General features: G+C 69.9%; 26 protein-coding genes, 1 tRNA gene and 5 pseudogenes. 12 read left to right on the top strand and 20 right to left on the bottom strand.

The window, feature by feature from the left end; all coding sequences use genetic code 11:
- Window positions 1–3 precede the first annotated feature (3 nt).
- A pseudogene (locus MTP03_RS05110) lies at window positions 4–1,214 on the bottom strand (DUF885 domain-containing protein).
- Between the two features lie 44 nt (window positions 1,215–1,258).
- Between MTP03_RS05110 and coaA the strand changes: the two are divergent.
- Window positions 1,259–2,188: a type I pantothenate kinase gene (gene coaA, locus MTP03_RS05105; protein ID WP_248490991.1), complete on the top strand. Its 930-nt coding sequence runs from the start codon at window positions 1,259–1,261 to the stop codon at window positions 2,186–2,188.
- 34 nt (window positions 2,189–2,222) lie between these two features.
- On the opposite strand, the gene MTP03_RS05100 is transcribed toward coaA, so the two are convergent.
- From MTP03_RS05100 to MTP03_RS05065, 8 genes and pseudogenes are all read right to left on the bottom strand, one after another.
- Entirely contained in the window at window positions 2,223–3,023 is an 801-nt protein-coding gene (locus tag MTP03_RS05100; protein ID WP_248492045.1) for an isoprenyl transferase, read from the bottom strand.
- A 72-nt stretch (window positions 3,024–3,095) separates the two neighbouring features.
- Window positions 3,096–3,881, bottom strand: a complete 786-nt coding sequence (locus tag MTP03_RS05095) for an ABC transporter ATP-binding protein (RefSeq protein ID WP_248490990.1) — start codon at window positions 3,879–3,881, stop codon at window positions 3,096–3,098.
- Window positions 3,878–4,933: a glycine betaine ABC transporter substrate-binding protein gene (locus MTP03_RS05090; protein WP_248490989.1), complete on the bottom strand. Its 1,056-nt coding sequence runs from the start codon at window positions 4,931–4,933 to the stop codon at window positions 3,878–3,880. Before MTP03_RS05090 ends, MTP03_RS05095 begins: the two co-directional genes overlap by 4 nt.
- A complete protein-coding gene (locus tag MTP03_RS05085; protein WP_248490988.1) occupies window positions 4,930–5,751 on the bottom strand; it encodes an ABC transporter permease in 822 nt (273 codons plus the stop codon). The genes MTP03_RS05090 and MTP03_RS05085 overlap by 4 nt, the downstream gene beginning before the upstream one ends.
- Window positions 5,752–5,879: 128 nt before the next feature.
- Entirely contained in the window at window positions 5,880–6,632 is a 753-nt protein-coding gene (locus MTP03_RS05080; RefSeq protein WP_248490987.1) for an SDR family NAD(P)-dependent oxidoreductase, read from the bottom strand.
- The gene (locus MTP03_RS05075; RefSeq protein WP_248490986.1) at window positions 6,625–7,158 is read right to left on the bottom strand and encodes a DinB family protein; all 534 of its coding nucleotides are present in this window, start codon (window positions 7,156–7,158) and stop codon (window positions 6,625–6,627) included. Before MTP03_RS05075 ends, MTP03_RS05080 begins: the two co-directional genes overlap by 8 nt.
- A gap of 132 nt (window positions 7,159–7,290) precedes the next feature.
- Window positions 7,291–8,348: pseudogene (locus tag MTP03_RS05070) on the bottom strand (3-deoxy-7-phosphoheptulonate synthase).
- A gap of 196 nt (window positions 8,349–8,544) precedes the next feature.
- A pseudogene (locus MTP03_RS05065) lies at window positions 8,545–10,513 on the bottom strand (thioredoxin domain-containing protein).
- A gap of 128 nt (window positions 10,514–10,641) precedes the next feature.
- On the opposite strand from MTP03_RS05065, the gene MTP03_RS23390 reads away from it, so the two are divergent.
- Entirely contained in the window at window positions 10,642–11,706 is a 1,065-nt protein-coding gene (locus tag MTP03_RS23390; RefSeq protein WP_371820890.1) for a dihydrofolate reductase family protein, read from the top strand.
- A 3-nt stretch (window positions 11,707–11,709) separates the two neighbouring features.
- Here the strand turns inward: MTP03_RS23390 and MTP03_RS05050 are convergent, their stop codons facing one another.
- On the bottom strand, window positions 11,710–12,678 hold the full coding sequence (locus tag MTP03_RS05050; protein ID WP_248490985.1) for a YafY family protein: 969 nt from the start codon (window positions 12,676–12,678) through the stop codon (window positions 11,710–11,712).
- Between the two features lie 121 nt (window positions 12,679–12,799).
- On the opposite strand from MTP03_RS05050, the gene MTP03_RS05045 reads away from it, so the two are divergent.
- On the top strand, window positions 12,800–13,195 hold the full coding sequence (locus MTP03_RS05045; protein WP_248490984.1) for a RidA family protein: 396 nt from the start codon (window positions 12,800–12,802) through the stop codon (window positions 13,193–13,195).
- A 172-nt stretch (window positions 13,196–13,367) separates the two neighbouring features.
- Here MTP03_RS05045 and MTP03_RS05040 read toward each other — a convergent pair whose 3' ends face one another.
- The 4 genes from MTP03_RS05040 to mca all read right to left on the bottom strand — a co-directional run bounded on the left by MTP03_RS05040 (window position 13,368) and on the right by mca (window position 15,190).
- Complete coding sequence (locus MTP03_RS05040) at window positions 13,368–13,586, bottom strand: DeoR family transcriptional regulator (RefSeq protein WP_248490983.1); 219 nt, start codon at window positions 13,584–13,586, stop codon at window positions 13,368–13,370.
- 70 nt (window positions 13,587–13,656) lie between these two features.
- Window positions 13,657–13,899, bottom strand: a complete 243-nt coding sequence (locus MTP03_RS05035; protein WP_248490982.1) for a hypothetical protein — start codon at window positions 13,897–13,899, stop codon at window positions 13,657–13,659.
- Between the two features lie 95 nt (window positions 13,900–13,994).
- Window positions 13,995–14,324, bottom strand: a complete 330-nt coding sequence (locus MTP03_RS05030) for a hypothetical protein (RefSeq protein WP_248490981.1) — start codon at window positions 14,322–14,324, stop codon at window positions 13,995–13,997.
- Window positions 14,324–15,190, bottom strand: coding sequence for a mycothiol conjugate amidase Mca (gene mca / locus MTP03_RS05025; RefSeq protein WP_248490980.1), 867 nt, complete (start codon window positions 15,188–15,190; stop codon window positions 14,324–14,326). Before mca ends, MTP03_RS05030 begins: the two co-directional genes overlap by 1 nt.
- 60 nt (window positions 15,191–15,250) lie before the next feature.
- Between mca and MTP03_RS05020 the strand changes: the two genes are divergently transcribed.
- The 3 genes from MTP03_RS05020 (at window position 15,251) to greA (ending at window position 17,160) form a co-directional block, all read left to right on the top strand.
- Complete coding sequence (locus MTP03_RS05020) at window positions 15,251–15,679, top strand: DUF4307 domain-containing protein (RefSeq protein ID WP_248490979.1); 429 nt, start codon at window positions 15,251–15,253, stop codon at window positions 15,677–15,679.
- Window positions 15,676–16,500: a queuosine precursor transporter gene (locus MTP03_RS05015; protein ID WP_248490978.1), complete on the top strand. Its 825-nt coding sequence runs from the start codon at window positions 15,676–15,678 to the stop codon at window positions 16,498–16,500. The genes MTP03_RS05020 and MTP03_RS05015 overlap by 4 nt, the downstream gene beginning before the upstream one ends.
- Before the next feature lie 165 nt (window positions 16,501–16,665).
- Window positions 16,666–17,160: a transcription elongation factor GreA gene (gene greA, locus MTP03_RS05010; protein WP_248490977.1), complete on the top strand. Its 495-nt coding sequence runs from the start codon at window positions 16,666–16,668 to the stop codon at window positions 17,158–17,160.
- A gap of 100 nt (window positions 17,161–17,260) precedes the next feature.
- Here greA and MTP03_RS05005 read toward each other — a convergent pair whose 3' ends face one another.
- Complete coding sequence (locus tag MTP03_RS05005; protein WP_248490976.1) at window positions 17,261–17,878, bottom strand: polysaccharide deacetylase family protein; 618 nt, start codon at window positions 17,876–17,878, stop codon at window positions 17,261–17,263.
- Between the two features lie 122 nt (window positions 17,879–18,000).
- Here MTP03_RS05005 and MTP03_RS05000 point away from each other — a divergent pair, with 122 nt between their 5' ends.
- Entirely contained in the window at window positions 18,001–18,288 is a 288-nt protein-coding gene (locus MTP03_RS05000; RefSeq protein ID WP_248490975.1) for a hypothetical protein, read from the top strand.
- Window positions 18,289–18,692: 404 nt separating this feature from the next.
- Here the strand turns inward: MTP03_RS05000 and MTP03_RS04995 are convergent, their stop codons facing one another.
- Complete coding sequence (locus MTP03_RS04995; protein WP_248490974.1) at window positions 18,693–19,865, bottom strand: cystathionine gamma-synthase; 1,173 nt, start codon at window positions 19,863–19,865, stop codon at window positions 18,693–18,695.
- 15 nt (window positions 19,866–19,880) lie between these two features.
- Window positions 19,881–21,262 (bottom strand): annotated as a pseudogene (locus tag MTP03_RS04990) (cystathionine beta-synthase).
- A 70-nt stretch (window positions 21,263–21,332) separates the two neighbouring features.
- Here MTP03_RS04990 and MTP03_RS04985 point away from each other — a divergent pair.
- Both MTP03_RS04985 and MTP03_RS04980 read left to right on the top strand, forming a co-directional pair.
- Window positions 21,333–21,797: a hypothetical protein gene (locus tag MTP03_RS04985; RefSeq protein WP_248490973.1), complete on the top strand. Its 465-nt coding sequence runs from the start codon at window positions 21,333–21,335 to the stop codon at window positions 21,795–21,797.
- Window positions 21,683–22,249: pseudogene (locus MTP03_RS04980) on the top strand (GDSL-type esterase/lipase family protein); the annotation flags it as partial. The gene MTP03_RS04985 and the pseudogene MTP03_RS04980, both read left to right, overlap by 115 nt.
- Before the next feature lie 60 nt (window positions 22,250–22,309).
- Here the strand turns inward: MTP03_RS04980 and MTP03_RS04975 are convergent.
- The 3 genes from MTP03_RS04975 to MTP03_RS04965 form a co-directional block, all read right to left on the bottom strand.
- Window positions 22,310–23,218, bottom strand: coding sequence for a Bax inhibitor-1/YccA family protein (locus MTP03_RS04975; protein WP_248490972.1), 909 nt, complete (start codon window positions 23,216–23,218; stop codon window positions 22,310–22,312).
- 127 nt (window positions 23,219–23,345) lie between these two features.
- Complete coding sequence (locus tag MTP03_RS04970) at window positions 23,346–23,885, bottom strand: Clp protease N-terminal domain-containing protein (protein ID WP_248490971.1); 540 nt, start codon at window positions 23,883–23,885, stop codon at window positions 23,346–23,348.
- An 18-nt stretch (window positions 23,886–23,903) separates the two neighbouring features.
- Window positions 23,904–24,110 (bottom strand): RNA polymerase subunit sigma-70, encoded by a 207-nt coding sequence (locus tag MTP03_RS04965; RefSeq protein ID WP_248490970.1) that lies wholly within the window; start codon window positions 24,108–24,110, stop codon window positions 23,904–23,906.
- Between the two features lie 180 nt (window positions 24,111–24,290).
- Between MTP03_RS04965 and MTP03_RS04960 the strand changes: the two genes are divergently transcribed.
- The 3 genes from MTP03_RS04960 to MTP03_RS04950 all read left to right on the top strand — a co-directional run bounded on the left by MTP03_RS04960 (window position 24,291) and on the right by MTP03_RS04950 (window position 25,603).
- Window positions 24,291–24,367: transfer RNA gene (locus MTP03_RS04960), tRNA-Leu, on the top strand.
- Between the two features lie 145 nt (window positions 24,368–24,512).
- Window positions 24,513–24,896, top strand: coding sequence for a DUF4062 domain-containing protein (locus MTP03_RS04955; protein WP_248490969.1), 384 nt, complete (start codon window positions 24,513–24,515; stop codon window positions 24,894–24,896).
- A 362-nt stretch (window positions 24,897–25,258) separates the two neighbouring features.
- On the top strand, window positions 25,259–25,603 hold the full coding sequence (locus MTP03_RS04950; protein WP_248490968.1) for a PadR family transcriptional regulator: 345 nt from the start codon (window positions 25,259–25,261) through the stop codon (window positions 25,601–25,603).
- Window positions 25,604–25,614: the final 11 nt, after the last annotated feature.

The raw sequence follows: 25,614 nt of genomic DNA, 5'->3' as shown, positions 1-25,614 counted from the left end.
ATCCTAAGCGGCGAGCTCACGACGCAGCGCAGACGGGGTGAGCGGCTCGTCGAGCAGGCGTCCGAACCGGTCCAGCCGGGCGGGCCGGGACTCGGCGCGGTCGAGCCACTGCCCCAGCAGCCGGTATCCCTCGACGTAGGTCGAGATGTACGCGCGCCACAGCGGCGAGCCGACGAACCGCAGCGACTGCCGGGCGCTGCGCTCGGCGATCAGGCCCCAGCGCTGCAGGTACGCCGCCACGTCGTCCTCGCTCGCGCCGCGATCGTGTAGCAGCAGGGCCGCGTCCTGCCGCACGCCGAGCAGGCCCGACGATGCCGCCGCGATGCGCTCGGCGAGTTCCCCGTCGAACGCGAGGCCGAGGTCGGCGTAGATCTCCTGCGCCCAGCGGCCCCAGCCGGGCCGATCGCGGCGCCCAGCGCGTGGTCCGCCAGTCCCTCCGCCATGAGGCACTGCGGCGTGTTGACCAGGAAGACGGTCTGTTCGGGCTGCTGCTCGCCACGAACCAGGAGCTGTTCCTTGCGACAGTGCTCGGTGTGGTGCCCGGGGTACGCCTCGTGCGCGATGAGGTGCGGCAGCGACGAGAGGTACTGCGGCAGGTCGCCGTTGACCGCGACCCGCGATCGGTAGTCGCCGACGTAGTAGTTGAAGCCCGACCAGGGCTTGTCGTGCTCGATCTCGAACGCCACGGTCTCCGCCTCGGGCAGCGGATACCGCTCGCGCACGACGTCGCGCAGCGCACCGGCCAGGGCGTCGACCACCTCCGGGACACGCTCGGCCGGCACCGCGAACCGCTCGCGCTGGGCCTGCATGCGCGGCTGCAACGGCCCCGTCCCCGGCAGTAGTTCGTCCAGCCGGGCGTGGGCCACGTCGTACTCGGCCCGATCGCCCATCGCGATGTCCACGTCGAAGTACGCCTTGACCTCGTCGACGAAGCCGATCGGCGCACCGTCGAACTTGCGCGCCGAGCACTCGAGGGCCGCGACGTGACCGGCCAGGAACTCGCGCCGCTGCGGGCTCAGCGCCGCATCGGCCGCCACGTCGCGCGCCAGCTCACGCGCCTGCGCGGCGAGCCGGGCCGGTTCGGGGGCGTCCTCCGCCTCCACCGCCCGACGGTGCCCCGGGTCACCGAAGTACGCGTCCACGAATCCGGATTCGATGCGGTCGAAGCGCAGGCCCAGGCGCAGGTAGCGGTCGGTGACGCTCAGTTCGGTCATGCGTGCCAGACTAGGGACATGTCAGCCCCGGCGCGGTGCGGAGTGTGCGCGTGAGCGAACCGAGCCCGTACATCGAGCTCGACCGCGCGCAGTGGCGCGAGCTCCGGCAGTCGACACCACTCTCGCTGACCGAGGAGGACCTGTCCTCGCTGCGCGGCCTCGGCGAGCAGATCGACCTGGCCGAGGTGGCCGAGGTCTACCTCCCCGTCTCGCGACTGATCCACCTGCAGGTGGCCGCGCGGCAGCGGCTCTACGCCGCGACCGCGACGTTCCTCGGCGAGCAGCGGCACGATGCGCAGGTGCCGTTCGTCATCGGCGTCGCCGGTTCGGTCGCGGTCGGCAAGTCGACGACCGCGCGTGTGCTGCAGGCCCTGCTGGCGCGGTGGGACTCGCATCCGCGGGTGGACCTGGTGACCACCGACGGGTTCCTGCACCCGACGGCCGAGCTGGAGCGGCGCGGCATCATGCACCGCAAGGGATTCCCCGAGTCGTACGACCGGCGGGCGCTGCTGCGCTTCGTGACCGCGGTGAAGTCGGGCGCCGAGGACGCGACCGCGCCGATGTACTCGCACCAGCTCTACGACATCGTGCCCGGGGAGTTCATCCACGTGCGCCGGCCCGACATCCTCATCGTCGAGGGGCTCAACGTGCTGCAGACGGGGCCGCGCCTGATGGTCTCGGACCTGTTCGACTTCTCCGTGTACGTGGACGCGCGGATCGAGGACATCGAGCGCTGGTACGTCGACCGGTTCCTCTCGATGCGGACCACCTCGTTCGCGGACCCCTTGTCGCACTTCCACCACTACGCAGGCCTCTCCGACACCGAGGCCCGCGATCGCGCCGAGGGCATCTGGGCCGGCATCAACCGCCCGAACCTGGTGCAGAACATCCTGCCCACCCGCCCCCGCGCGACGCTGGTGCTGCGCAAGGACTCCGACCACTCCATCAACCGCGTGCGGCTGCGCAAGCTCTGACGGAGCGGGGCGGACCGTCGGGACCGCGCGGCGCTCAGGCCCCGAACCGACGGTGCCGAGCGGCGTAGTCGCGCAGCGCGCGCAGGAAGTCGACGCGCCGGAACTCGGGCCAGTAGGCCTCGGTGAACCAGATCTCGCTGTACGCGCTCTGCCACAGCAGGAACCCGGAGAGTCGCTGCTCCCCCGACGTGCGGATCACCAGGTCGGGGTCGGGCTGACCTTTGGTGTAGAGGTGCTGATCGATCCCCTCGACGGTGACCGCGTCCACCAGTTCCCGCCCGGACAGTCCCTCGTCCAGACGATCGCGCAGGAGCGACTGCACCGCGTCCACGATCTCCTTGCGCCCGCCGTAACCGACCGCCACGTTCACGTGGGTGCCGGTGCGCCCCTCGGTGCCCTCGGCGGCCGCCGTGAGGCGCCGGGCCGCGTCGGCCGGCAGCAGGTCCATCGCGCCCACGATCTTCACGGACCAGTTCTTGTCCGGCCCGGAGATCTCCTCGACGACGTCCGTGATGATCTCCAGCAGCGCCGACAGTTCGTCGGGATCGCGCCGCAGGTTCTCCGTGGACAGCAGATAGATCGTGGCGAGCTCGACGCCCGCCTCGTCGCACCACTCCAGCATCTCCGCGATCTTCTTCGCGCCCATGCGGTAGCCGTGGCTCACGTCCGTGAACCCCGCCGCGCGGGCCCACCGCCGGTTGCCGTCGCAGAGCACCGCGACGTGCCGCGGACGCTGCGCGCCGTTGCGGTACGCCGCCGTGAGCTCGCCGACCAGCCTGCGCTCGTACAACGCGTACGCGGGTCCGACGAGCTTGCGGGCCTGCCCGGTGGGCAGGGAGACGGGCAGTTTGGGGACACTCACCACGCTGGCAACACTACGCCGCGGGTCCTGTGGGACTGCTGAGGTTCAGCCGTGCGCCGCGTAGATCGCCTCGGCCAGCTCCGTGCGCAGGGCCTGGAATTCGGGCGTTGCGGTCACCGCGGGATCCCGCACGACATCGGGACCGTCGCCCGGCAGCTCGACCTTCCGGTCGATCACCACGCGGCCGGGGCGGGCGCTCATCACCAGGACGCGGGTGCTGAGGAAGACGGCCTCCTCCACGGCGTGGGTGATGAAGACGATGGTCTTGCCCGCCTCCCGCCAGATCTTCAGCAGGTCCACCTGCAACCGCTCGCGGGTCAGCGCGTCGAGCGCGCCGTACGGCTCGTCCATGAGCACGATCGCGGGATCGTTGACCAGCACCCGCGCGATCTGCGCCCGCTGTTGCATGCCGCCGGACAGCTCGTACGGCCGCTTGTCGCCGAAGTCGCCGAGGCCGACGAGATCGAGCAGCTTCTGCGCCCGCTCGCGCCGCTCGGCCTTACCGACGCCCGAGACCTTGGGCCCGAACTCGACGTTGCCGCGCACCGTCAGCCAGGGGTACAGGGTGGGGGCCTGGAAGACCACGCCCCGGTCGGCCGACGGTGCCGTCACCCTCGCCCCGCCCACCTCGACGACGCCCTCGGTGGGCTCCTCGAAGCCGGCGACGAGCCGCAGCAGGGTGGTCTTACCGCACCCCGACGGCCCGACGATGGACACGAACTCGCCCGGCTCGATGGTGAGGTCGGTGGGCTGCAGGGCGATGGTCTGCCCGCTCGCCGTGTCGTAGGTCTTGCCGACGCCCGTCAGCTCGACGCGTTCCGTGCCGGTCATTTCGTGCCTCCCGGGGTTCCCGCGGAGAAGACCCCGTCGGTGTAGTGCTGCGCCGGCCCGACGCCCTGGACCTGCCCCTGCTGGAGCAGGAACTCGGCGGTCCGCCGGATGTCGGCGCCCAGCTGTCCGCCCAGGTACTCGGGGCCCGCCTGGGTCTTCGCGTCGAAGTAGGCGTACCCCTTTATCTGCGTGAGGATCTGCTCGAGCGGCACACCCAGCTGGCCGGCGATGTGCTCGGCGGCCTTGTTCGGATCGGTGTTGATGAGATTCGCCGCCCAGCCCTGCACCGCGGTCCAGACCCTGAGGAACGCCGGGTTGTCCCGCACGAAATCGGCCCGCGCGCCCTCGAGATCGTAGGTGGGCGCGCCCTGCTCGGCGACCTGCGCGCTGTCGGTGAGCACGGTGCCCTTCAGCTGGCTGAGTGTGGGTTCCCAGATGTACGTGGCGTCGATCTGGCCGCCGCCCCAGGCGCCGCGGATCGCGTCCGGGGCCAGGTTGATCACCTGCGCGTCGGTGACGCCGGCCTTGGCGAGCGCGGTGAGCAGGCTGTAGTGCGCGGTCGACGCGAACGGCACGGCGATGCGCTTGTCCTTGAGATCGGCGACCGTCTTGATGGACGGGTCCTTCGCGACCAGCGATTCGGCGGCGCCGATCCGGTCCTGGATCCAGATCACCTTCATGTCGATGTTCAGCGGCGCGCTCAGGGCCTTCGCGGCGGGTGCGCTGCCGAGCAGGCCCACGTCGAGGCTGTTCGCCCCGAACGCCTGGATCACGTCGCCCCCTGAGGCGAACTTGCTCCAGACCACGTTCACGTTCGGCAGGCAGGTCCCCAGCAGGCCCGTGTCCTTGACGACCAGGTCCCCGTTGGGGATCTCCTGCCAGCCGATCCGGACGGTGCCGCGCACCGTCGGATCCGGTTCGACAGGGCACGGCGTGCTCCCGCCGATCGAGCGGGACTGTTCGGCCCTGCCGGACTCGACGATGCACCCGGACAGGGTGAGGCCGACGGTGACCAGCGCTGCGGCCTTGAGCGCGAGGCGGGCGCGGTTCATGCCTTTCCCTTCCACGGGACGGCCAGCAGGCCGACCCACTTGATGAGCGAATCGAGCAGCAGCGCGGTGATGCCGATGACCACGATGCAGGCGATCGTCAGCGGCGTGTTGAGCTGCTGGCCGGCGAGGTAGGCGAGGCCGCCGATGCCGGGGATGCCGTTGTTGAGCTCGGCCGCGACTACCGTGGTCCAGGCGAACCCGACGGCGATGCGGATGCCGTTGATGACCTCCGGCAGCGTGGCCGGGACGATCACGCCGCGGATGGTCTGCAGCCGATTCGCGCCGAGCGCGCGGGCGGCGTTGATCTGGTCGACGCTGACGCCCTGCACGCCGTTGACGGTGGAGATGGCGATCGCCGGGAACGCTGCGAGGAACAGCAGCCAGATCTTCGACGTGTCCCCGATGCCGAACCACACGATGAGCAGCCCGATGTAGCCGAGCGGCGGCAGCGCGCGCAGGAAGTTCAGGTATGGCTCGATGATCGTGTTGATCGTCTTCGACGTGCCCATCGCGAAACCGAGCAGCGGGCCGATGACGATCGCGGCGCCGACGCCCGCGAAGATCCGCTGCAGGCTGGCGACGAGGTGCTCCCAGAGGAAGTAGTTCTGCTCGCCGAGCACCTCGCGCGGCACGCCGGGCGCCACCTGGTGCCAGGTGCTCGCGCGCACCGCGGCGTCCCAGACCGCCCTCGGCGTGGGGAGGAACTTCTCGTCGATCAGGTGCAGGCCGCTCACGAGCCACCACACCGCCACGAACGCGATGAGGGCGATCAGGCGCACCAGCCACGCCCGCACCACCTCGGGCAGCGGCTCGATCACCGCGTTCTTGACCCGCAGCAGCGGGGTTCTCCGGCCATGGAGTCCTCTCCGGCACCCGGTCGGGCACACGAACAGGAAACTCTGTCAGGCGGCGCGGTGCAGCGGAACCGTTCGAATCCCGGTGATCGTTAGGTGCGCCGGTGCACGTTGCGCGCGGCGACCTGATCTCGCGGCATGATGTGGATCTGGTCGATGTTCACGTGCGGCGGGCGGGTGACCGCCCAGGTCACGGCGTCGGCGACGTCGTCGGCGGTGAGGTTGTCGACGCCCTCGTAGATCTTGTCGGCCGCTTCCCTGTCGCCGCCGAGCCGGACCACCGAGAACTCGGTCTCCACCAGACCCGGGTCGATCTCTATGACGCGGATCGGCTCGCCCTTCAGCTCGAGGCGGAGCACGCGGGTCACGGCGCGGGCGCCGAACTTCGCGGCGTTGTATCCGGCGCCGGTCTCGTACGCCTCGAACGAGGCGACGGAGCCGATGGTCACGACGGTGGCGGCCGGGGACGCCCGCAGCTTGGGCAGGAGCGCCTGCGTGACCCGCAGGATCGACAGCACGTTGATGTCGTACATGCGCGACCAGTCCGCCTCGTCGGCGGTCTCGAAGCGGTCGACGCCCAGCGCGCCGCCGGCGTTGTTCACCAGCACGTCGACCTTGTCGATCGCGTCGGTGAACGCCTTCACCGAGTCGACGTCGGAGACGTCGAGCGGCAGTGCGGTGACGATCCGCTCGGGATGCTGGGCCTGAAGGTCGGCCTTCAGGGCCTCCAGCCGATCCACGCGGCGGGCCCCGATCACCACCTCGAAGCCCGCACGCACCAGGTGCCGGGCGGTGGCCGCCCCGATCCCGCTGCTCGCTCCGGTGACGACGGCGACTTCAGCCATGTGTGTTCTCCATTCCCACGTCGATGCGGTGATGTTCCAGATCGTGCAGGGCGTACACCGCGAACGACTCGATGGTGAACGCGGAGCCATTGGACCGCAACCCGGTTCGTCCCCAGTCGCCGTCCTCGACGATGCTGTACGCCTGCGCGAAGGTCAGCGCGGCGTCCGCGAGTTCCTGGGCGACCACCTCCGGATCCTGTGCACCGTAGTCGTTCTCGATCGCGGCCGCGTCCTGGTCCCAGTTGGCGAACGCGGCGCCGTCGCGGGTGAGCATCAGCTGCAACCGCTCGCGCATGATCAGGTGCACATCGCGCACGTGGCAGCCGTATTCGAGGACCGACCAGGTGTTCTCGTCCGGGCGCACCGCCGCGTCGGGCCGGGCCAGCGCGGTGTCCCAGCCCGACGCCGATCGCGCGATGCGGTCGGCGACGTCCGTGCGGCGCACCGTCGACGGGTCGAATCCGCAGGCCGGGCACGGCCGCTCGATGACCCAGGTCCAATCCTTGGTGTCCGGTGTGATCGCCACGCCCACGAATCTACTGCGAGCCGCGCCGCTCACGATTCCGGGTTGAGCGTGTTCACACCTGCGCCGGCCGGCGCACGTGTACCCCGGCAGAACCCGAAATCCTGAACCGCGTCGACCGTTCCGGCACCCGCCTCAGCGCAGCGCGACGGCGAGGTCGTGCAGCACGGAGTCGGTGGTGCCGAAGTCCATGCACTTGTCGGTGACGGACTGGCCGTACACCAGCGGGCCGGGGCCGGGCTGCTGCGCGCCGGCGACGAGGAACGACTCGAGCATCACGCCGGAGATCCCCTTCTCCCCGCCGCGAGGCGGGCCGCGATCTCCCGCGCGACCTCGGCCTGCCGGACGTGGTCCTTGCCTGAATTGGCGTGCGAGCAGTCCACCATCACCGACGGAGCCAGGCCGGCCTTCTCCAGCGCGGCCACGGCGGTGTCGACGGACGCGGAGTCGAAGTTCGGCCCGCCCCGGCCGCCGCGGAGGATGATGTGGCAGTTGTCGTTGCCGACGGTCTCCACCACGGCGGCGGCACCTTCGTCGTCGGTGCCGAAGAACACGTGCCGGGACGCGGCGGCCTGCACCCCGTCGATCGCGACGGAGACGTTGCCGTCGGTGGCGTTCTTGAAGCCGATCGGCATCGAGAGCCCGGACGCGAGCTGGCGGTGCACCTGCGACTCGGTGGTGCGGGCGCCGATCGCGCCCCAGGCCACCGTGTCGGCGATGTACTGCGGGCTGGTCGGCTCGAGGAACTCGCAGCCCACGGGCAGGCCGATCTCCAGGACGTCGAGCAGCAGCTCACGGGCGGTGCGCAGGCCGCGGGGCACGTCGTACGACTCGTCCATGCCGGGATCGTTGATCAGGCCCTTCCACCCGACGGTGGTGCGCGGCTTCTCGAAGTACACGCGCATCACGATCAGCAACTGATCGGCGAGCTCATCGGCGATCGGCTTGAGCCGCCGCGCGTAGTCGATCGCGGCGGCCGGGTCGTGCACCGAGCACGGTCCGACCACGACGAGCAGCCGATGGTCGCGTCCGGCGATCACGTCGGCGATCGCAGCCCGGTCGGCCTCGACCTGGGCGGCCAGACGGGGCGCGAGCGGCAGCTCGTCGCGCAGCTCCGCGGGCGACGGGATCGCGTGGAACGCCGAGACCCGACGATTCGATGTCGACGCCGGTGTATCGAGTTCGATGGTCATGAGAAACCTTCCTGGTGGCGGCACCAGTGGGGAACGTCCGGTGCCTATAGAAAAAGGCAGCGAGAATTCGCTGCCTTCGGCTCCGGGTTCGTGCGGTCTAGTTATCCGCGCATGCGCGCAACACCGACGGCTCCACCCGGAGCCTCGATAAAGCGCCAATACGCGTTCATACCCACGGGAGAGACGTTAGCACACCCTATGGCGCGATCTCTGTGGCGAGCGTCTCACCGTCGGTCACGGGCAGGGAGCAGACGGTGCCGCGGCACACGTACGCCGCGGCCCGCCCGTCGACGGGGCCGCGCCCCTCGAGCAGCGGGTGGGAGTCCTTCTCACCGGTCACGACGACGGCGCCGCCCGGCGCGAGCCGCCGCGCTTCGGCCACCAGGGCCGCAGCGCCGGCACCGTCGGCGACGGCGATCTGCAGCCCGGCGGCGGCCTGTTCCGCGACGGCCAGGTGGTGTCCCGCGCCGCGGGGACCTTCCGGATCAGCTCGCCCGACCGCGCCCGGGTGGCCGCGGCGAGCGCCGCGTATCGCTCACCGAGCAGCGCCTCAGCGTAGGACAGGGCCTCGGCGATCAGGCTGGCTCCGGCAGGGTCGCGCCGTCCGCGGGGTCGCGCGGGCGGGTCAGGAGCGGTTCGCCGTCCGACGGTGCGTCGTACCAACTTCCGTCCGCCGCGGTATCCGCGAAGCGGGTGATCGCGGCGTCGAGGATCGCGGCCGCAGAAGCGGCCCAATCGGATCGGTCCGATCGCTGCACGAGCGCCAGCAGGCCCGTGACGAGCGCCGCGTAGTCCTCGAGCATGCCGTCGGCCTCGCCGACGGCACCACCCAGCGAACTCCGGCGCAGCCGCTCACCGTCCCAATGGTTCTCGAGCACGAACCGGGCGACGTCCTCCGCGGCACCTACCCGGCCCGCCTCCGCGAGCGCGGTGATCGCGAGCCCGTTCCAGGCGGTGACCACCTTGTCGTCGCGGCCGGGCTGCGGCCGGGCGGCCCTCACCTCGAACAGTTTTCGCCGCACGTCCGCCAGTCGAACCGGATCGGGCTCGCCCCGCATCTGCAGCGTCGACGTGCCGTGCTCGAAGGTGCCGCGCTCCGTCACCGCGAAAACCTCGGCGGCCCAGGCACCGTCGGCCTCGCCGAGCACGTCGACGAGTTGCGCGGGTGTCCAAACGTAGGTGGCGCCCTCGACGCCGTGCCCATCGACGACGGTGTCCGCATCGAGCGAGGACGCGAGACCGCCGCCGGCGACGCCGAGGTCGCGGATCAGGAAGTCCGCGGTCTCGTCGGCCACTCGCAGCGCCAGCGGCGAGCCGGTGCGCCGGCCCAGGTGGGCGTAGAAGCGGAGCAGAAGGGCGTTGTCGTACAACATCTTCTCGAAGTGCGGCACCACCCAGTCGGCGTCCACCGCGTAGCGGGCGAAGCCGCCGCCCAACTGGTCGTACACGCCCCCGCGGGCCATCGCCTCCGCGCACCGGAAGGCCACGCCGTACGAGGCCGCGTCGCCGGTGCGCTCGTGGTGCCGCAGCAGGGCTTCGACGGTGGCCGACGGAGGGAACTTCGGCGCGCGGCCGAAGCCGCCCGACGGGTCCTCGTCGGCGCAGATCGCGCGCACCGCCCCGGCCAGGTCCTCGGTGGAGGGGGCGGCACCGTCGGGCAGGCCGGCGGAGGCCTGGCGCAGGTGCGCGACCACCTGCCCCGCAACGCGGGTGACATCCCCGCGGCGCTCGCGCCAGGTGTCCGTGATGGCCTCGAGGAGCTGTGGGAAGCTCGCCTGCCCGCCCCGCGGCTCGGGCGGGTAGTAGGTTCCGCAGTAGAAGGGTTCGCCGGACGAGGTGAGGAAGCAGGTCATGGGCCAGCCGCCCTGCCCGGTCATGGCCACGGTGGCGTTCATGTAGATCGCGTCGAGGTCGGGGCGCTCCTCGCGGTCGACCTTGATGCAGACGAAGCCGGCGTTCATCTGCGCCGCGATTGCCTCGTCCTCGAAGGACTCGTGCGCCATGACATGGCACCAGTGGCACGCGGCGTAGCCGATGGACAGCAGGATCGGCACGTCGCGCTCGGCCGCCTCCGCCAGCGCGGCCTCGCTCCACTCCTGCCAGTGCACCGGGTTGTCCGCGTGCTGGCGCAGGTAGGGGCTGGTGGACGCGCCGAGACGGTTCATGTCCCCATCCTGCCTCAGTACAGCGGCGCGGGCACCGACGCGCGTCTTGACGCGGGAATCCACCGCACCGTAGCGTCGATGTGCACGCCGTACACATCGGCGTCGCCGCCGACACGAGGGACAGCCGCATGGGCAAAGTGACGTTCAGCCTCAACGTGCCCCTGGACGGGTGCATCGACCACGAGGCCGGCATCGCCGACGACGAGACCCACGCCCTGTTCACGCGCCTGATGGACGCCAACGGCGCCATGCTGTGGGGCCGCACGACCTACGAGATGATGGCGAGCTACTGGCCGCTCGTCGCCCGCGGCGAGGTCGAGGCGCCGCCGGCGATCCGCACGTGGGCGGAGAAGCTGGAGACCAAGCCGAAGTACGTCGCCTCCACCACGCGGAGCGAGTTCCCGTGGACGAACAGCCATCACCTCACCGGCGACCTCGCCGCGGCGGTGCGGGACCTGACGAATCAGTACCCGGCAGGGGTGCTCGTCGGCAGTGAGGCGCTCGCCACCGAGCTGGACCGACTGGACCTGATCGACGAGTACCTGTTCCTCCTCCACCCCGTCATCGCCGGCCATGGCCCCACGCTGTACGCGCGGGGCTGCCCGGCCACCGGCGCGTCGAGCTGGTTTCGTCGGAGTCGCTGCGCAACGGCACCGTCGCCCTGCGCTACCGCAGGGCCGACGACGCAGCCGGGGCGCGCGGTGAAGTGCACGACGTCCATCGAGATCGCGCTGCCTCTCGAGCGCGTCGCGCTGCTGCTCTCCGACCCCGCGCACCTGCCGATGTGGCTGCGGGGCATGGAGGTCCACGAGCCGGTGAGCGGGAAGCACGGAGAACTCGGCACCGTCTCGCGCGTCGTTCTCCGGTCGGGGAAGCAGACGATGGAGCTCACCGAGACCGTCACCCGCCGCGAGCCGGCGGACCTGCAGGTGATCGCGCCCGGCACCGTCGTGCGGTTCGAGCGCGAGATCGAGGGCGCGGGCATGTGGAACGCCGCGCGCGAGCGGCTCTCGGCGGCCGGCCCGGACCGGACGCGGTGGGAGAGCGAGAACGAGTACCGCTTCCGCAATCCGCTGATGCGTCTCATGGCGCTCCTGATGCCCGGGGTCCTCCGCGAACAGCAGCTGCAGCACATGGAGGACTTCAAGGCCTTCGCCGAGCAGGGGACGGACGTCCGCGACCACGGGCCCTGATCGTCAGGTGCCCCGGTACCGGTCCGCGAGGACCTCCGCTCGAGCACGCAGGGCGGCCCGCAACTCCTCGGGGGCGAGCGCCTCAGCGGCGGTGTCGAGCTGCCAGAGGGCCCAGACCGCATGGCGCAGGTCCTCGAAGGAGACGTCGAGGCGGACCCGCCCGTCGGGCTCGGTGACCTCGGCGCGCACGGCACGCGCGTGGTTGAGCAGTTCGTCGCGCCGCGCCGCCTCGACACGGACCGCGACCGCGAGGTGGTTCTCCGCGAGGAACTGCGCGCTGCGCTCCGCCCAGATGCGGTCGAGGTCGACCTGCGCCGGGCGCTGCGCGACGTCCGCGAGCACCTCGGCCACGAGCATCCGCGACAACCGGTAAGTGCGGTCGGCGCCTGCCTTCGCAGCGAGCAGGTACGTGCGGTCGCGCACAGTGACGAGGCCGATCGGGTCGACGGTGTGCCACCGCGGCTCCTTCTCCGGCGCGGCGTACTCGAACCGGAGCACCCGCCCCGCGAGCACGGCGCGGCGGACCTCACCCATCACCTGCGGATCGACGGCCTCGGCGCCGGTCCGCCGGGACAGCAGGTCGATCTCGGGCTCGACCAGGAACCGCGCGGCGGCCCGGTCCAGGTTCACTCGGTTCCCCTCGGGCAGAGCGTCGACGACCTTGCGCATGGCGGAGGCGAGGGCGGCGCTGAGGCCGAAGACCTTCCGGCCGGGGCCCGATCCGGCGGTGAGCAGCGCGAGGGCCTCGTCGTGGCTCAGGCCCGTCAGCTCGGTGCGGAAGCCCGGAAGGAGGGAGTAGCCGCCGCGCCGGCCGCGGTCGGCGTAGACGGGGACGCCCGCGGTCGAGAGCGCGTCGATGTCGCGCTGCACCGTGCGCGGCGACACCTCCAACTCCGCGGCCAGCTCGTCGGCCGTCATCCGACCGCGCCGGCGCAGGAGGAGCACCAGCGAGACCAGCCGATCGGCGCGCATGTGTCGATTGTCGCCGAAAATCACGACATAGGGTGACGTGATTCGCTGCGAGCCTGGTCATGCGGGTGTCGACAGGTGGTCACGGGACCACCGGACGCCCGCTCGACGAACGGAGACGACGATGGAACGCACCGCAGTGAACCCAGTGACCTGGTCCCAGGAGCTCGGCTTCAACCAGGGCGAACTGGTCACCGGGCACACCCGGACCCTGTACGTGTCCGGGCAGACCGCGACGGGCACCGACGGCCGGCCGGAGCACGACGGCGACGTCGCGGCCCAGCTCGCGCTCGCTGTCGACAACCTCGAGGCCGTGCTCGACGCGGCGGGGATGTCGCTGGCGAATCTCGTCCGTCTGAATGTCTACACCACGGACGTGGACGAGCTGTTCCCGCACTACGGCGTCCTCGCAGCGCGGCTCGGCGCCGCAGGCGTCGCCCCCACCACCACGATGCTCGGCGTGACCCGGCTGGCGATTCCGGGCCAGAAGGTCGAGCTGGAGGGCACCGCCGTCGGCTAGCCCGACGGGGTGCCGCCCGCGCCGGGGCCGATCGGGTTGGGGCGGCCAGTCTGGGCCCGCCCCGCCTCGGTGCCCGAATGCGCGCTGCGTTTCGGACCGCGCGGTCAAGACCGCCCCGTACGCGCGGGTCAGAACCCCTACTGGCGCATCGAGCAGGCGCCGTTCGTGATGTTCACTCGGGGCGCGTCAGCACAGCCAGGAAGTCGTGATTGACGAAGAGCAGTTCGCGTCCTGACTTGACGTCGCTCAGGAGCCCGGCTTCGACGAGCGCGTGCAGCCACGTCGATGCTGTCTGACGCGAAACCCCGCACCTCTCAACAACACTGTTGATCCGGCAATACGGCTGCTCGAACAGAAGTGACAGGAACTGCGCATCCTTGAACAGGTCCACGCAAAGCGTTAAGGTTTCACGATTATTTTAACATATCAACGGGATCCGTCAGGAGAATCGACATGTCGGGCTAGCCCGCCAGCTTGTGGACCGTCGCGCTCCCGACCGTCGTCGCGGTGAGTTTCTTCTCCACCCAGCCCTGGATCTCGGACGTCCCGCCGCGCGGTCCGAAGCCGCCGAAGGCAACGTAGTACGCGATCTTCCCGTCCTCGACGCACTGCTGGAACTGCGCGAGGGTCTGCGCGGGATCGGAGCCGCTGATCGAGAGGTTCCAGCGGTACAGCAGCGCCGGGCCGGCGAGCAGTACGGTCACGGCGCAGCGCCGTGCGGCCATGACTTCACGGACGCCACCCTCGCGGGCGGAACTGGGTGGGCCCGGCCGTGGGCCTGGGAGGTCGCTGTGAGGTCCTACCGGGGCCCGTCGCCCCCGGGCCGATCGCCCCGGGCACCGTCGGCCTCGCCCGACGGTGCGCCGCCCGGCCGCAGCGCCGGGTCGATCCCGTCGCGGTCGGTGCCGCCGGCCTCGTCACCCTCGCCGGGCGCCTCGTCGTCGAAGGACTCGGGGAGGTTCTTGACGTGCTTGTTCATCGAACGGATCAGGAAGAAGGTCACGGCAAGAAGCGCGACGATCACGGCGAGGCCGAGCGGGCCCGACTTGCCGAACTCGGGCCCCTTGGGCTTCTGCGGGTCCTGCGCCAGGATCGCGACATCGGTGGCGAGCTGCAGTAGTGGTCCCATCACTTCTCGATCCCGCTGAACAGGTCCTTCTCGGGCATCCTGCTGCTCACCGTGGTCTTCGCCAGCTCGTACTCCTCGGTGGGCCACAGCCGCTGCTGCCACTCCATCGGGACCACGAAGAACGGGCCGTTCGGGTCGATCTGGGTGGCGTGGGCGCGCAGCGCATCGTCGCGCACCGGGAAGTACTCGCCGCACTCGACCTGCGTGGTCACGCGGGCCATCATGTCGTTCTTCTCGTCCTTCCAGCGCGCGAGCCACTCGGTGTACGGGTTCTCCAGGCCGTTCTTCTCGAACTCGTCCGCGAACGACTGGAACTTGCCGCGCAGGAAGCCGTGGCTGTAATAGACCTTGGAGATCTGCCAGGGCTCGCCCGCGTCGGGGAACCGCTCCGGGTCCGCCGCCGCCTCGTACGCCGCCATCGAGACGGTGTGGGTCATGATGTGGTCCGGGTGCGGGTAGCCGCCGTTCTCGTCGTACGTGATCATCACGTGCGGGCGGAACTCGCGGATCAGGCGCACCAGCGTCTCCGTGGGGCCCTCGACGGGCTCCAGCGCGAAGCAGCCCTCCGGGAGCGGGGGCAGCGGGTCACCCTCGGGCAGGCCCGAGTCCACGTAGCCGAGCCAGCGGTGCTCCACCCCGAGGATCGCTGCGGCCTTGGCCATCTCCTCGCGGCGCACCTCGGGCAGGCGGTCCTTCACCCCGGCGACGTCCATCGCAGGATTGAGGATGTCGCCCCGCTCGCCACCGGTGAACGTCGCCACCAGCACGTCGTTCCCCTCGGCCGCGTATCGCGCCATGGTGGCGGCGCCCTTGCTCGACTCGTCGTCCGGGTGCGCGTGGACGGCGAGTAGGCGGTATCCGGTCATGGGGTCCAGTGTCCACGATCAGCCGACGGGCCGCCGAATCGGGTGTGCTTCCATGGAGCCATGTCGACCGCCCCCGCCCGCCCGTCCGATCGCTATCCCGACGAGCGCGATCCCGCCCGGATGCGGCGCATCGGGATCATCGGGCTCGTCGTGGTCGTGGTTCTCGGCGTGGGTCTGGCGTGGCTCGGGTTCCAGAAGTTCTCCCGCCAGCCGGTCACCGGCACCGTCGCGGGCTACCAGGTGGTCTCGGATTCCACGGTGGAGGTGCAGGTCACCGTCACCCGGACCGACCCGTCCACGCCGGTCAGCTGCATCGTCTACGCCAAGGACAAGGCCGCCAACGAGATCGGCCGCCGCGAGTTCTACGTGGCGCCCTCCGCGGACCCCGTCGTCGTGGTCACCAGCGAGGTCCGCACCACCGAGCCGCCCGCCGTGGGCGACGTGTTCGGTTGCGGAACCGACGTGCCCGCGTATCTTGACCGTGCGTGAGCACTGACAACTCCCCCACCCCGAAGTCTGGGCGGCCGGCCCGCGTCCGCGCGCGGCCGGCGTTCGCCACCGTTTCCCAGCGCCTCCGCCGGCCACGCGACCACTCCCGCCCGAAGCCGGCCTTCGCGACCGTCTCGTCCCCCTACTTCCCCCCGATCGTCGGCCTGTTCGTGGGCGTGATGATCATCAGCAACATCACCGGCACCAAGGCCGTGCTGTTCGCGCCGTCGCTGCACGTCGAGATCCTCGGCCTGCAGATCGACGGCATCGCCACCGACGGCGCCTTCTACCTCTTCCCCCTCGCCTACGTCCTCGGCGACGTCATCTCCGAGGTCTACGGTTTCCGCGCCATGCGCCGCGTGATCGTCACCGGGTTCGCGATCCTCGCGCTGGCGGCGCTGTGCTTCTGGATCACCACGACGCTGCCGGCCGCGCCCGGCTGGCCCAACGACGAGGCCTTCCGCACCGTCGCCGGCGTCGTCCCCCGCTTCCTCATCGCCGGCCTCGCGGGCTACCTCGTGGGCGAGTTCATGAACTCCTGGGTCCTGGTGCGGATGAAGGCCTGGACGGGCGAGAAGCACCTGTGGTCCCGCCTGTTGGGCTCCACCGTGGTCGGCGAGTTCTTCGACACCCTGGTCTTCTGCTCGATCGCCGCCCCCGCGCTCGGTTTCACCAGCCCCGGCCAGTTCCTCAACTACCTGATCCTCGGGTTCGTATGGAAGACGCTGGTCGAGATCGTGATCATGCCGCTGAGCTACGCGCTGTGCGCCTTCCTCAAGCGGCGCGAACCCACGTATCAGGCCGCGCTGCTCGCGATGTGAGCCGAACCATGATGGGTGGATCCGTGCTAGGATACGCGGATACACGGTTCCGCGTTGGGGCCGTGTATTGCTGCATTTCGGGCCCCGGCACCGTCCGGGGCCGGCCCGGTTGCGGGGCGTCTACGCCGTGGCGGGCCCTGCCGACAACGACGAAGGATGGATGACATGACGGACACTCAGGTGACGTGGCTGACCCCCGAGTCGCACGAGCGCCTCAAGAACGAGTTGGACGCGTTGATCGCCAACCGACCCGTCATCGCCGCCGAGATCAACGAGCGTCGCGAAGAGGGCGATCTCAAGGAGAACGGCGGTTACCACGCCGCGCGCGAGGAGCAGGGCCAGCAGGAGGCGCGCATCCGCCAGCTGCAGGAGCTGCTGAACAACGCGAAGGTCGGCGAGGCCCCCACGCAGTCCGGTGTGGCACTGCCCGGCTCGGTCGTGAAGGTGTATTACGACGGCGACGAGTCGGACACCGAGACCTTCCTCATCGCCACCCGCGAGGAGGGCGCGCAGGACGGCGGCCTCGAGGTCTACTCCCCCAGCTCCCCGCTGGGCGCGGCGCTGATCGACGCGAAGATCGGCGAGTCGCGCGAGTACACGATCCCCAGCGGTGCGGTCGTCAAGGTCACGCTGGTCAGCGCGGAGCCCTACCACTCGTAGCCTCCGCTGCACCCACGTACGAAGCGGGCCGCCCCTCGAATGGGGCGGCCCGCTTCGCGTCGGTCGGGTTCGCGCCGGTGCAGCGCCCCGCCGGCGGTGGCTATCCTGCGCGGGTGCGGAGCAGCTGGCTGACGGTGACGAAGGCGTACCCCTTGTCCGACAGCGCGGCCATCGCGCGCTCGAGCGCCTGCGCCGACGCCACGAAGGTGTCGTGCAGCATCACGATCTGGCCGGGCTGCATCCCCATCAGCACCTGCGTCAGGCCGTCGGGATCGCCCTGGTAGTTGTAGTCGCGGGTGTCCAGGTCCCACAGGATCTGGGTCAGGCCGAGCCGCTTGCCCGCCTCCACCACCGACGGTGACGTGTGGCCACCCATCGGCCGGAACAGCGTCGGCGCGGAGCCGACCGAGCTGCGGATCGCATCGTTGGTCTGCTGCAGCTGCGCGGTCCCGTCCGCCTCGGACAGCGTGGTCATATCGGGCTGGGTCCAGGTCCCGTTCGCGACCTCGTTGCCCGTGCCGGCGATCGCGGTCATGATGTCGGGGTTGAGGCTCACCTGCGCTCCCGTCACGAAGAACGTGCCCTTGCCGCCGTGCGCTTCGAGGGTCTGCAGGAACTGCCTGGTCACCGGCCCGGGACCGCCCGAGAACGTGAGGGCCACGCACTTACTCTTCGCGCAGTCGACGGTGCCGTCCGCGAGGTACACGGGCTTCGCCACCGGCTTCGCCTCGGTGCTCGGCGGGGCCGGGGTGGTCGGGCACCGTCGCCCTGGCCCGACGGTGCGCCGCTCCCCCTGTTCGCGTTGTTCGCAGAGTCCGGCTTGGCGCCGCGGCCTGCGCGGTGGGCACGGGCGCGGGCGCCTGCGGCTTCGACGCCGCGGCAGGCGGCGGGACGACGACGGTCATGGTGGCGGGAGCCGGCGGGGCGGGCGCAACGGTCGTCTGCCCGGGCGGCAGCGCCCCCGGGTTGACGCCGGACCCGGGCGCGGCGGAGGCGCCCGACGGCGCCGACGACGGGAGCGGGTCGAACGTGAGGCTCGACCCGGCGCGGTTCGTGTCGGTGCCGGTCACGCCACAGCCGACGGCGACGGCAGCGGCGATCACCAGCGCGCTCCCCGCCACCGCGTAGTTGCGGACCTTTCGGCTCTGATTGGGCCTCAAGAACTCTCTCCAGCCACTTGCGTCATCTTCTACAACAGACGCCACATTAGTCCCAACAATCCCAAATCGAAAGTCGGGCGAGTGGAAGGTGACCGAGTCGTTACTCCAGCCCGGCGCGATTGCACGCACGCACGCGGGCGCACGTGGGCGCACACAAGGCGGGGATGGCCGCGTCCCGGACGAGCGCCGCGGGCGCGGCGATGTCGTCCCCCGCGCCGCACCGATCCGCGGGTCCGGCGTTCGCTCCCCGATCGAACGCCGGACGTAGGTGAGGGGGCCGAACGTCCCCCGCGCGACGCCGAATCCCCCATTCGACGCCACGTGTTCGCCACCGGGTCCGGAGTCGACCCGGGGCGCCCGCGCTCCGGCGGGTCAGCCGAACGCGTTCTCCAGGTCGGCGATCAGGTCGCCGATGTCCTCGATGCCCACCGACAGGCGGACCAGGTCCTCGGGGACCTCGAGCTGCGAGCCGGCGGTGGAGGCGTGGGTCATCGCGGCCGGGTGCTCGATGAGCGACTCGATGCCGCCCAAAGACTCCGCGAGGGTGAAGATCTCGGTCCGGGCGCAGAAGCGCTGCGCAGCCTCGCGGCCGCCGGCGAGGCGCACGGAGATCATGCCGCCGAAGCGCTTCATCTGCTTCGCGGCCACCGCGTGGTTCGGGTGGTCCTCGAGGCCCGGGTACAGCACCGTCGACACCTCGGGGCGGCCGGCGAGGAACTCGACGATCCGCTCCGCGTTGTCGCAGTGCCGGTCCATCCGCACGCCGAGGGTCTTGATGCCGCGCAGCGCGAGGTACACGTCGAACGGGCCGGGGACCGCGCCCGCGCCGTTCTGCAGGAACGCGAAGTCAGTGTCCAGCTGCTCGTCGTTCGTGATCAGCGCCCCGCCGACGGTGTCCGAATGCCCACCCAGGTACTTGGTCACGGAGTGCAGCACCACGTCGGCGCCGAGAGTGAGCGGTGTCTGCAGGTAGGGGCTGGCGAAGGTGTTGTCCACCACCAGCTTCGCGCCGCCGGCGTGCGCCACCTCGGCGAGCGCCTCGATGTCGCCGATGTTGAGCAGCGGGTTGGTCGGGGTCTCGATCCATACCAGCTTGGTGTTGGGGCGGAGGGCGGCGCGGACGGCGTCGACGTCGTTGACGGCGGCCGGCGTGTGCTCGATCCCCCACTGCGCGAACACCTTGTCGATGAGGCGGAAGGTGCCGCCGTAGGCGTCGTCGGGGATCACGAGGTGATCGCCCGGGCGCAGGGTGGCGCGCAGCAGGGTGTCGGTGGCGGCCATGCCGGAGGCGAAGCCGCGGCCGAACGTGCCGTCCTCGATCGCGGCGAGGTTGGCCTCGTACGCGCGCCGGGTCGGGTTGCCGGTGCGGGCGTACTCGAAGCCGCCGCGCATGCCGCCGACGCCGTCCTGCGCGAAGGTGGAGCTGGCGTAGATCGGCACGTTGACGGCGCCGGTCAGCGGGTCGGGCTCGTAGCCGGCGTGGATCGCGCGGGTCGAGAAACCCTGGGCGGCGTGCTTGTCGACAGCGCTCTTCTGCTCGCTCATCGTCGGAGCCTTTCTTTACTTGCCGTGGGAGAGGAAGCCCAGCACGTCGTGCCGGGTGATCACGCCGACGGGCTTGCCGTCATCGATCACCATCAGGGCGTCGGAATCGCTGAGCGCCTTGTTGGCGGCCGAGATCGGCTCGCCCGAACCGATCAGCGGGAACGCCGGCCCCATGTGCTTGCTCACCGGGTCGGCGAGCTCGGCGCGGCCCTCGAACACGGCCGAGAGCAGTTCGCGCTCGGTGACCGCGCCCGCGACCTCGCCCGCCATGATCGGCGGCTCGGCGCCCACCACCGGCATCTGCGAGACGTTGTACTCGGCGAGGATCTCGATCGCGTCGCGGATGGTCTCCGACGGGTGCGTGTGCACGAGGTCGGGCAGCTCGCCCTTCTTACCGCGCAAGATGTCGCCGACGAGGGCCTCCCGCTCGTTCGGGTCGAGCGGCGCGCGCAGGAAGCCGTAGCTGCTCATCCACTTGTCGTTGAAGATCTTCGACAGGTAGCCGCGGCCACCGTCGGGCAGGAGCACGACGACGACGGCATCCGGATCGCGCTCGGCGACGTGCAGCGCGGCGACGACCGCCATGCCGCACGAGCCGCCCACCAGCAGCCCCTCCTCGCGCGCGAGGCGCCGCGTCATCTCGAAGGAGTCTGCGTCCGAGACCGCGATGATCTCGTCGGGGACGTCGGGGTCGTACGCGGTCGGCCAGAAGTCCTCGCCCACGCCCTCGACGAGGTACGGGCGGCCCGTGCCGCCCGAGTAGACCGAGCCCTCGGGATCGGCGCCGACCACCTTGACCGCGCCGCCCGAGACCTCCTTGAGGTACCGGCCGGTGCCCGTGATGGTGCCGCCGGTGCCCACGCCCGCCACGAAGTGGGTGACCTTGCCCTCGGTGTCGCGCCAGATCTCGGGGCCGGTGGTCTCGTAGTGCGACGCCGGGCCGTTGGGGTTGGAGTACTGGTTCGGCTTCCACGCGCCGGGGATCTCGCGGGTGAGCCGGTCCGAGACGTTGTAGTACGAGTCCGGGTGCTCCGGCGGGACGGCCGTCGGGCACACGACCACCTCGGCGCCGTACGCCTTGAGCACGTTGCGCTTGTCCTCGCTGACCTTGTCCGGGCAGACGAACACGCACTTGTAACCGCGCTGCTGCGCGACGATCGCGAGCCCGACGCCCGTGTTGCCGGAGGTGGGCTCGACGATGGTGCCGCCGGGCTTCAGCTCGCCCGACGCCTCGGCGGCGTCGATCATCTTCACCGCGATCCGGTCCTTGCTGGACCCGCCGGGGTTGAGGTACTCGATCTTGGCCGCGACCAGGCCGGATCGGGCTTCACCACGGAGTTCAGTCGCACCAGTGGGGTGTCGCCGATCAACTCGCTGACGTGTCCTGCGATACGCATGCGTCCATGGTCCCAGAAGTGCCCGGTACGCCTCACGCCCGGTCCATGACCGCACGTCTAGATTGGGGTCATGGGGTACTCCCGAAGCCGGCTCACGCGCGACGCCCTGTACACCTCGGCCGCCGCGGTCGGGGGCGCTGGCGCCACCTGGGGCGCGTACGCACTCCTGACGAAACAGGCGCGCACCGCGCGCACCGTCATTCCCCACCGCACCGATAAGGCACCGTCGAAGGACGGGATCTACGCGCCCGGCCGGGCGCAGGTGGAGCGGCCCGGGCCGCACGTCTCCGCCGACGTGAGCCTCATGGTGTTCGGAGATTCGACGGCCGCCGGCCTCGGGGTCGACGATGCCGAGCACACCCCCGGCGTGCTGCTCGCGCGCGGGCTCGTGGCCGAGACCGGCCGCACCGTGCGGCTCGCGGTGAAGGCGATCGTGGGCGCCACGTCGAAGGGCTCGCGGGGCAGATCGAGGCGGCGTTCATCGCGAAGCAGGTCCCCGACGTGGCGGTCATCATCGTGGGCGCCAACGACGTGACGGCGCTCAACGGCATCGAGTCCTCCGCACGGCGGCTCGGCGCGGCGGTCGCGCAGTTGCGCGGCGCGGGCGCCGAGGTGGTCGTGGGCACCTGCCCGGACATCGGGGTGGTGCAGGCGATCCCCCAACCCCTGCGGTCGGTGATCCGGCGGTACGGGCTGCAGCTAGCGGCGCGGCAGCGGGCGCACGTGCGCGCCGCGGGCGGGCATCCGGTGCCGTTCGCCGACACCCTGACGCCCGAGTTCCTCGAGGCGCCGGAGCGGATGTTCTCGCCGGACAACTTCCACCCGTCGGCGGCGGGGTACGAGCTGGCGGCGAAACTGCTGCTGCCCGAGGTCCTCGCCGCGCTCGGCGAGTGGCACGGCCCGCTGCCCTCGCCGCCCGAGGTCTCCGAGGCCGCCGACGCGAACGGCCTGACCACCCGGCTCACCCGCGCCCTGCGGCGCGGGTGAGCGGCCCGGGACGACGAACGCCCCGCAGCCGGAGCTGCGGGGCGAACGTGTGCGTACCTACTAGTCGCTGCTGTAGAAGTAGCTCAGCAGGCGCAGGATCTCGACGTACAGCCAGACCAGGGTCACGGTCAGTCCCAGGGCCACGCCCCACGCCGCCTTCGACGGTGCACCGGCCCGGATCAGCTGGTCCGCCTGGTCGAAGTCCAGCAGGAAGCTGAACGCCGCGATCGCGATGCAGACCAAGGAGAAGATGATCGCGATCGGGCCACCGTCGCGGAGGACGCCGACGCTACCGGTGAACAGGCCGATCACCATGTTGCCCAGCGCCAGCACGAGCACGCCGATCATGGCCCCGAAGAGCATGCGGGTGAAGCGCGGGGTCACGCGGATCGCGCCGGTCTTGTAGACCACGAGCATGCCGATGAACACGCCGACGGTGCCGAGCACCGCCTGGCTGATCAGAACGCCGGCGCTGACGCCCTGGACGGTGAACGAGAACACGAACGAGATCGCACCGACGAACAGCCCCTCGAGAGCCGCGTACGACAGCACGATGGCCGGGTTGTCCTGCTTGCGGCCGAAGCTGGCGACGAGCACCAGCACCAGGCCGCCGATCGCGCCGACGATCGCGAGCGGCGCAGCCAGCCCCGGATTCGAGTCGGCGAGGAAGAAGGCGGCGATCGCGAACACGATCAGCACGCCGAGGGTGGACGCGGTCTTGGTCACCACGTCGTCGATGGTCATGGACCGCGTGCCCGCACCCTGCTGGTACGGGGCCTGCGGCGGCTGCTGGTACTGCTGGAACTGGTTGAAGCCCTGCGCAGCGCCGGCAGCGCCCATACCGAAGTTGGTCGCCTGGTTGAAGCCCTGCTGTCCGTATCCCTGCTGCTGTGGGAAGCCCGCAGGCGCGCCGGCCTGGCGGTTCTCCTTGGACAGCCCGCGGAAGATCGGGTTGCTGCTCTCGCGCACCGTTGGGTCCTTTCCTGAGGTCGTGCACCTACTAGCTATTCAACGAACGCGGAGACCCGGGAGTTCCCACTTCCGGCACGCTCTTTACGAACAGCTTAACCAAGACCGGACGGCGGCGCAGAAACGGTTACGCCGCGGGCCTGTCCAACAGAGCGTAGAGCCGTTGCCGCAGCTCGTCGCGTGGGATGACGGATTCCACCGCCGCCAGGGATGCGGCGTCATCGGCGCGCAGCACCCCGAGGAGCACGTGGGCACCGTCGATGTTCCGGTCCTTGCGGTGCGCGGCCTCCCGCAGGGCCAGCTGCAGCGTCTTCTTCGACGCGGGGTCGAAGGGGATGTGTCCCGCGCGGAACTTCTTGCGGATGGGCCGCAGGATGTCGAAGCCGAAGCGCTTCTCGATCGCGTCCGCGACGGCCCCGACGTCGATGCCGATGCCGCGCAGGGCTTCGGCGTCGCTGTCGGTGAGCACGCGGCCGGCGGCGGACGCGCGCACCACATCCGGCGTGAGGCCCACGCCGGCCAGCTCATGCTGCAGCGGACCGTCGACGGTGCCGAGCACCCCGAGCAGCAGATGGGTGGGGGTGATCCTGTCGGCGCCGTTCTCGCGCGCCTCCTCCTGAGCGAGCACGACCGCGACGCGGGCGCTCTTGGTGAACCGTTCGAACACAGCAGTCCTGTTCCCGGCTTACTTGCCGTACTTCTTGTGCACCGCTTGACGACTGACCACGAGGTGTTCCGCGATGTCCTGCCAGGACCAGCCGAGGTTCCGGGCGTTGGCCACCTGGACGGCCTCGAGTTGGTCGGCCAGCTTCCGCAGTGCGACGACGGCCCGGAGCCCCTCCGCAGGGTCCTCCGATACCGCCGATCCGACGAGAGTGGGTGGTGAGCTCACACCCGTCAATCTACGTTGACACCGTCGCGCTGTCAACACACGTTGACAGGTCCGACGGTGCGCCGCCCCACGCGTAGCCGCCTCCCCCACCGAGAGCCAACTCTCCCGCACCAGAGGCCGCATCCCCGCCCACAGCCGGCTCCCCCGGGCGACGCCTGGCCGCGTTACGCTTCAGCCCGCGCCCCCATAGCCCAATTGGCAGAGGCAGCGGACTTAAAATCCGCCAAGTGTCGGTTCGAGTCCGACTGGGGGCACCAGATATCCGCAGGTAAGCGACTTGTCGAGCTCCTTCGCTCGCCCGTTAGCCGTGCCCGTACTGCCCCCGTGCTACCCAACTAGCGCGGCACTCGCGGTAGGGCCGGAACACCCAGACCTGTCGGTGCCACGTGGGATGATCGCCTTATGACCGACAAGCGCTACCAGGTGTTCGTGAGTTCGACGTACGAGGACCTCATCGAAGAACGCAGGGAAGTGACGCAAGCCGTCCTGGAACTCGACTGCATTCCAGCTGGAATGGAGATGTTTGTTGCGTCGGATGCAGCGCAATGGGAGCTGATCAAGGAGGTCATCGAGCTTTCGGACTACTACGTGCTAATCGTCGGAGGCAGATACGGCAGCCGAACCGCGGATGGGATTAGCTATACGGAGACCGAATTCAACTACGCCCTGGAACTCGGAAAGCCGGTTCTCGCCTTCGTGCACGAAAATCCGGATGACATACCCCAGGGGCGAACCGATGGAGACGACAAGTCGCGGGAGCTCCTGGGGCTTTTCGAGCCCGAGTAATGACAGACAGGACAGTCGCCAAGTTTTCGAGTGCAGACGACCTTGGCAGCAAGGTCTCTCGAGCACTCAATCGCGCAATAAGAAAGACACCCGGGGTGGGGTGGATACGCGGAGATTCCGTATCGGTTGAGGCAGAGAGCGAAATCCTTCGACTACGGGCCGAACTTGCTGAGTCTAGGGAGAAGTCCCAAACATTGAAAGCGGCAACCACCGATACTGGCGGGGCAGCGGGACTGTCTTCTGGTGACGACTCAATCGATATTACACTCAACGCTTCCTCGCAAGTTTACGGAGATGACACGCATGTGCAGTGCCAATCACGAGTGACTTGGAACGATATTTTGCGAACAGTTGGACCCTCGATGATCGACGAAGCTACAGAAGAATACGCTGAAGAAAAACTCGCCGTATGCGCATACTATGGCGAAATCTCTGACGATGATTTCGAGGCATTGAAGAGCGTCCCGAGGCGGCGGCTGTGGCTATTCGATGCCGAAGTTGAACAGGTATTCGTCCACTTGCGTACCCTAGGAATTATAGAAAGCGGAAACAAACGACGTCCAGTCAGCGACAGGCGCAAGTATTTGCGGCTCACCGAGTTGGGGCGTGCAACACTGGAAGCACTCATGGCCGTAAAGAAGGAAACCGACGATAGTTCGGACAAGGGTGACAGCGCGGCCACGGCAGATGGGGACGGGGCGCAGTAGAAGTCGCCCAA

The organism is Tsukamurella sp. PLM1, from assembly GCF_023168325.1.
Lineage (GTDB): Bacteria > Actinomycetota > Actinomycetes > Mycobacteriales > Mycobacteriaceae > Tsukamurella.
The sequence above is the reverse complement of the archived record's forward strand: the minus strand, read 5'-3'. Positions and strand labels throughout refer to the sequence as shown.

Excerpts from the sequence above, each read along its gene's own strand:
- mca (WP_248490980.1), bottom strand. The coding sequence starts at position 15,190 with ATGACCGGATACCGCCTACTCGCCGTCCACGCGCACCCGGACGACGAG.
- MTP03_RS04955 (WP_248490969.1), top strand. The coding sequence starts at position 24,513 with ATGACCGACAAGCGCTACCAGGTGTTCGTGAGTTCGACGTACGAGGAC.
- MTP03_RS05080 (WP_248490987.1), bottom strand. The coding sequence starts at position 6,632 with ATGGCTGAAGTCGCCGTCGTCACCGGAGCGAGCAGCGGGATCGGGGCG.
- MTP03_RS04985 (WP_248490973.1), top strand. The coding sequence starts at position 21,333 with ATGGGGTACTCCCGAAGCCGGCTCACGCGCGACGCCCTGTACACCTCG.
- MTP03_RS05095 (WP_248490990.1), bottom strand. The coding sequence starts at position 3,881 with ATGACCGGCACGGAACGCGTCGAGCTGACGGGCGTCGGCAAGACCTAC.
- MTP03_RS04950 (WP_248490968.1), top strand. The coding sequence starts at position 25,259 with ATGATCGACGAAGCTACAGAAGAATACGCTGAAGAAAAACTCGCCGTA.
- MTP03_RS05090 (WP_248490989.1), bottom strand. The coding sequence starts at position 4,933 with ATGAACCGCGCCCGCCTCGCGCTCAAGGCCGCAGCGCTGGTCACCGTC.
- MTP03_RS05045 (WP_248490984.1), top strand. The coding sequence starts at position 12,800 with ATGGAACGCACCGCAGTGAACCCAGTGACCTGGTCCCAGGAGCTCGGC.
- MTP03_RS05050 (WP_248490985.1), bottom strand. The coding sequence starts at position 12,678 with ATGCGCGCCGATCGGCTGGTCTCGCTGGTGCTCCTCCTGCGCCGGCGC.
- MTP03_RS23390 (WP_371820890.1), top strand. The coding sequence starts at position 10,642 with ATGGGCAAAGTGACGTTCAGCCTCAACGTGCCCCTGGACGGGTGCATC.
- greA (WP_248490977.1), top strand. The coding sequence starts at position 16,666 with ATGACGGACACTCAGGTGACGTGGCTGACCCCCGAGTCGCACGAGCGC.
- MTP03_RS05030 (WP_248490981.1), bottom strand. The coding sequence starts at position 14,324 with ATGGGACCACTACTGCAGCTCGCCACCGATGTCGCGATCCTGGCGCAG.
- MTP03_RS05020 (WP_248490979.1), top strand. The coding sequence starts at position 15,251 with ATGTCGACCGCCCCCGCCCGCCCGTCCGATCGCTATCCCGACGAGCGC.
- MTP03_RS04995 (WP_248490974.1), bottom strand. The coding sequence starts at position 19,865 with ATGAGCGAGCAGAAGAGCGCTGTCGACAAGCACGCCGCCCAGGGTTTC.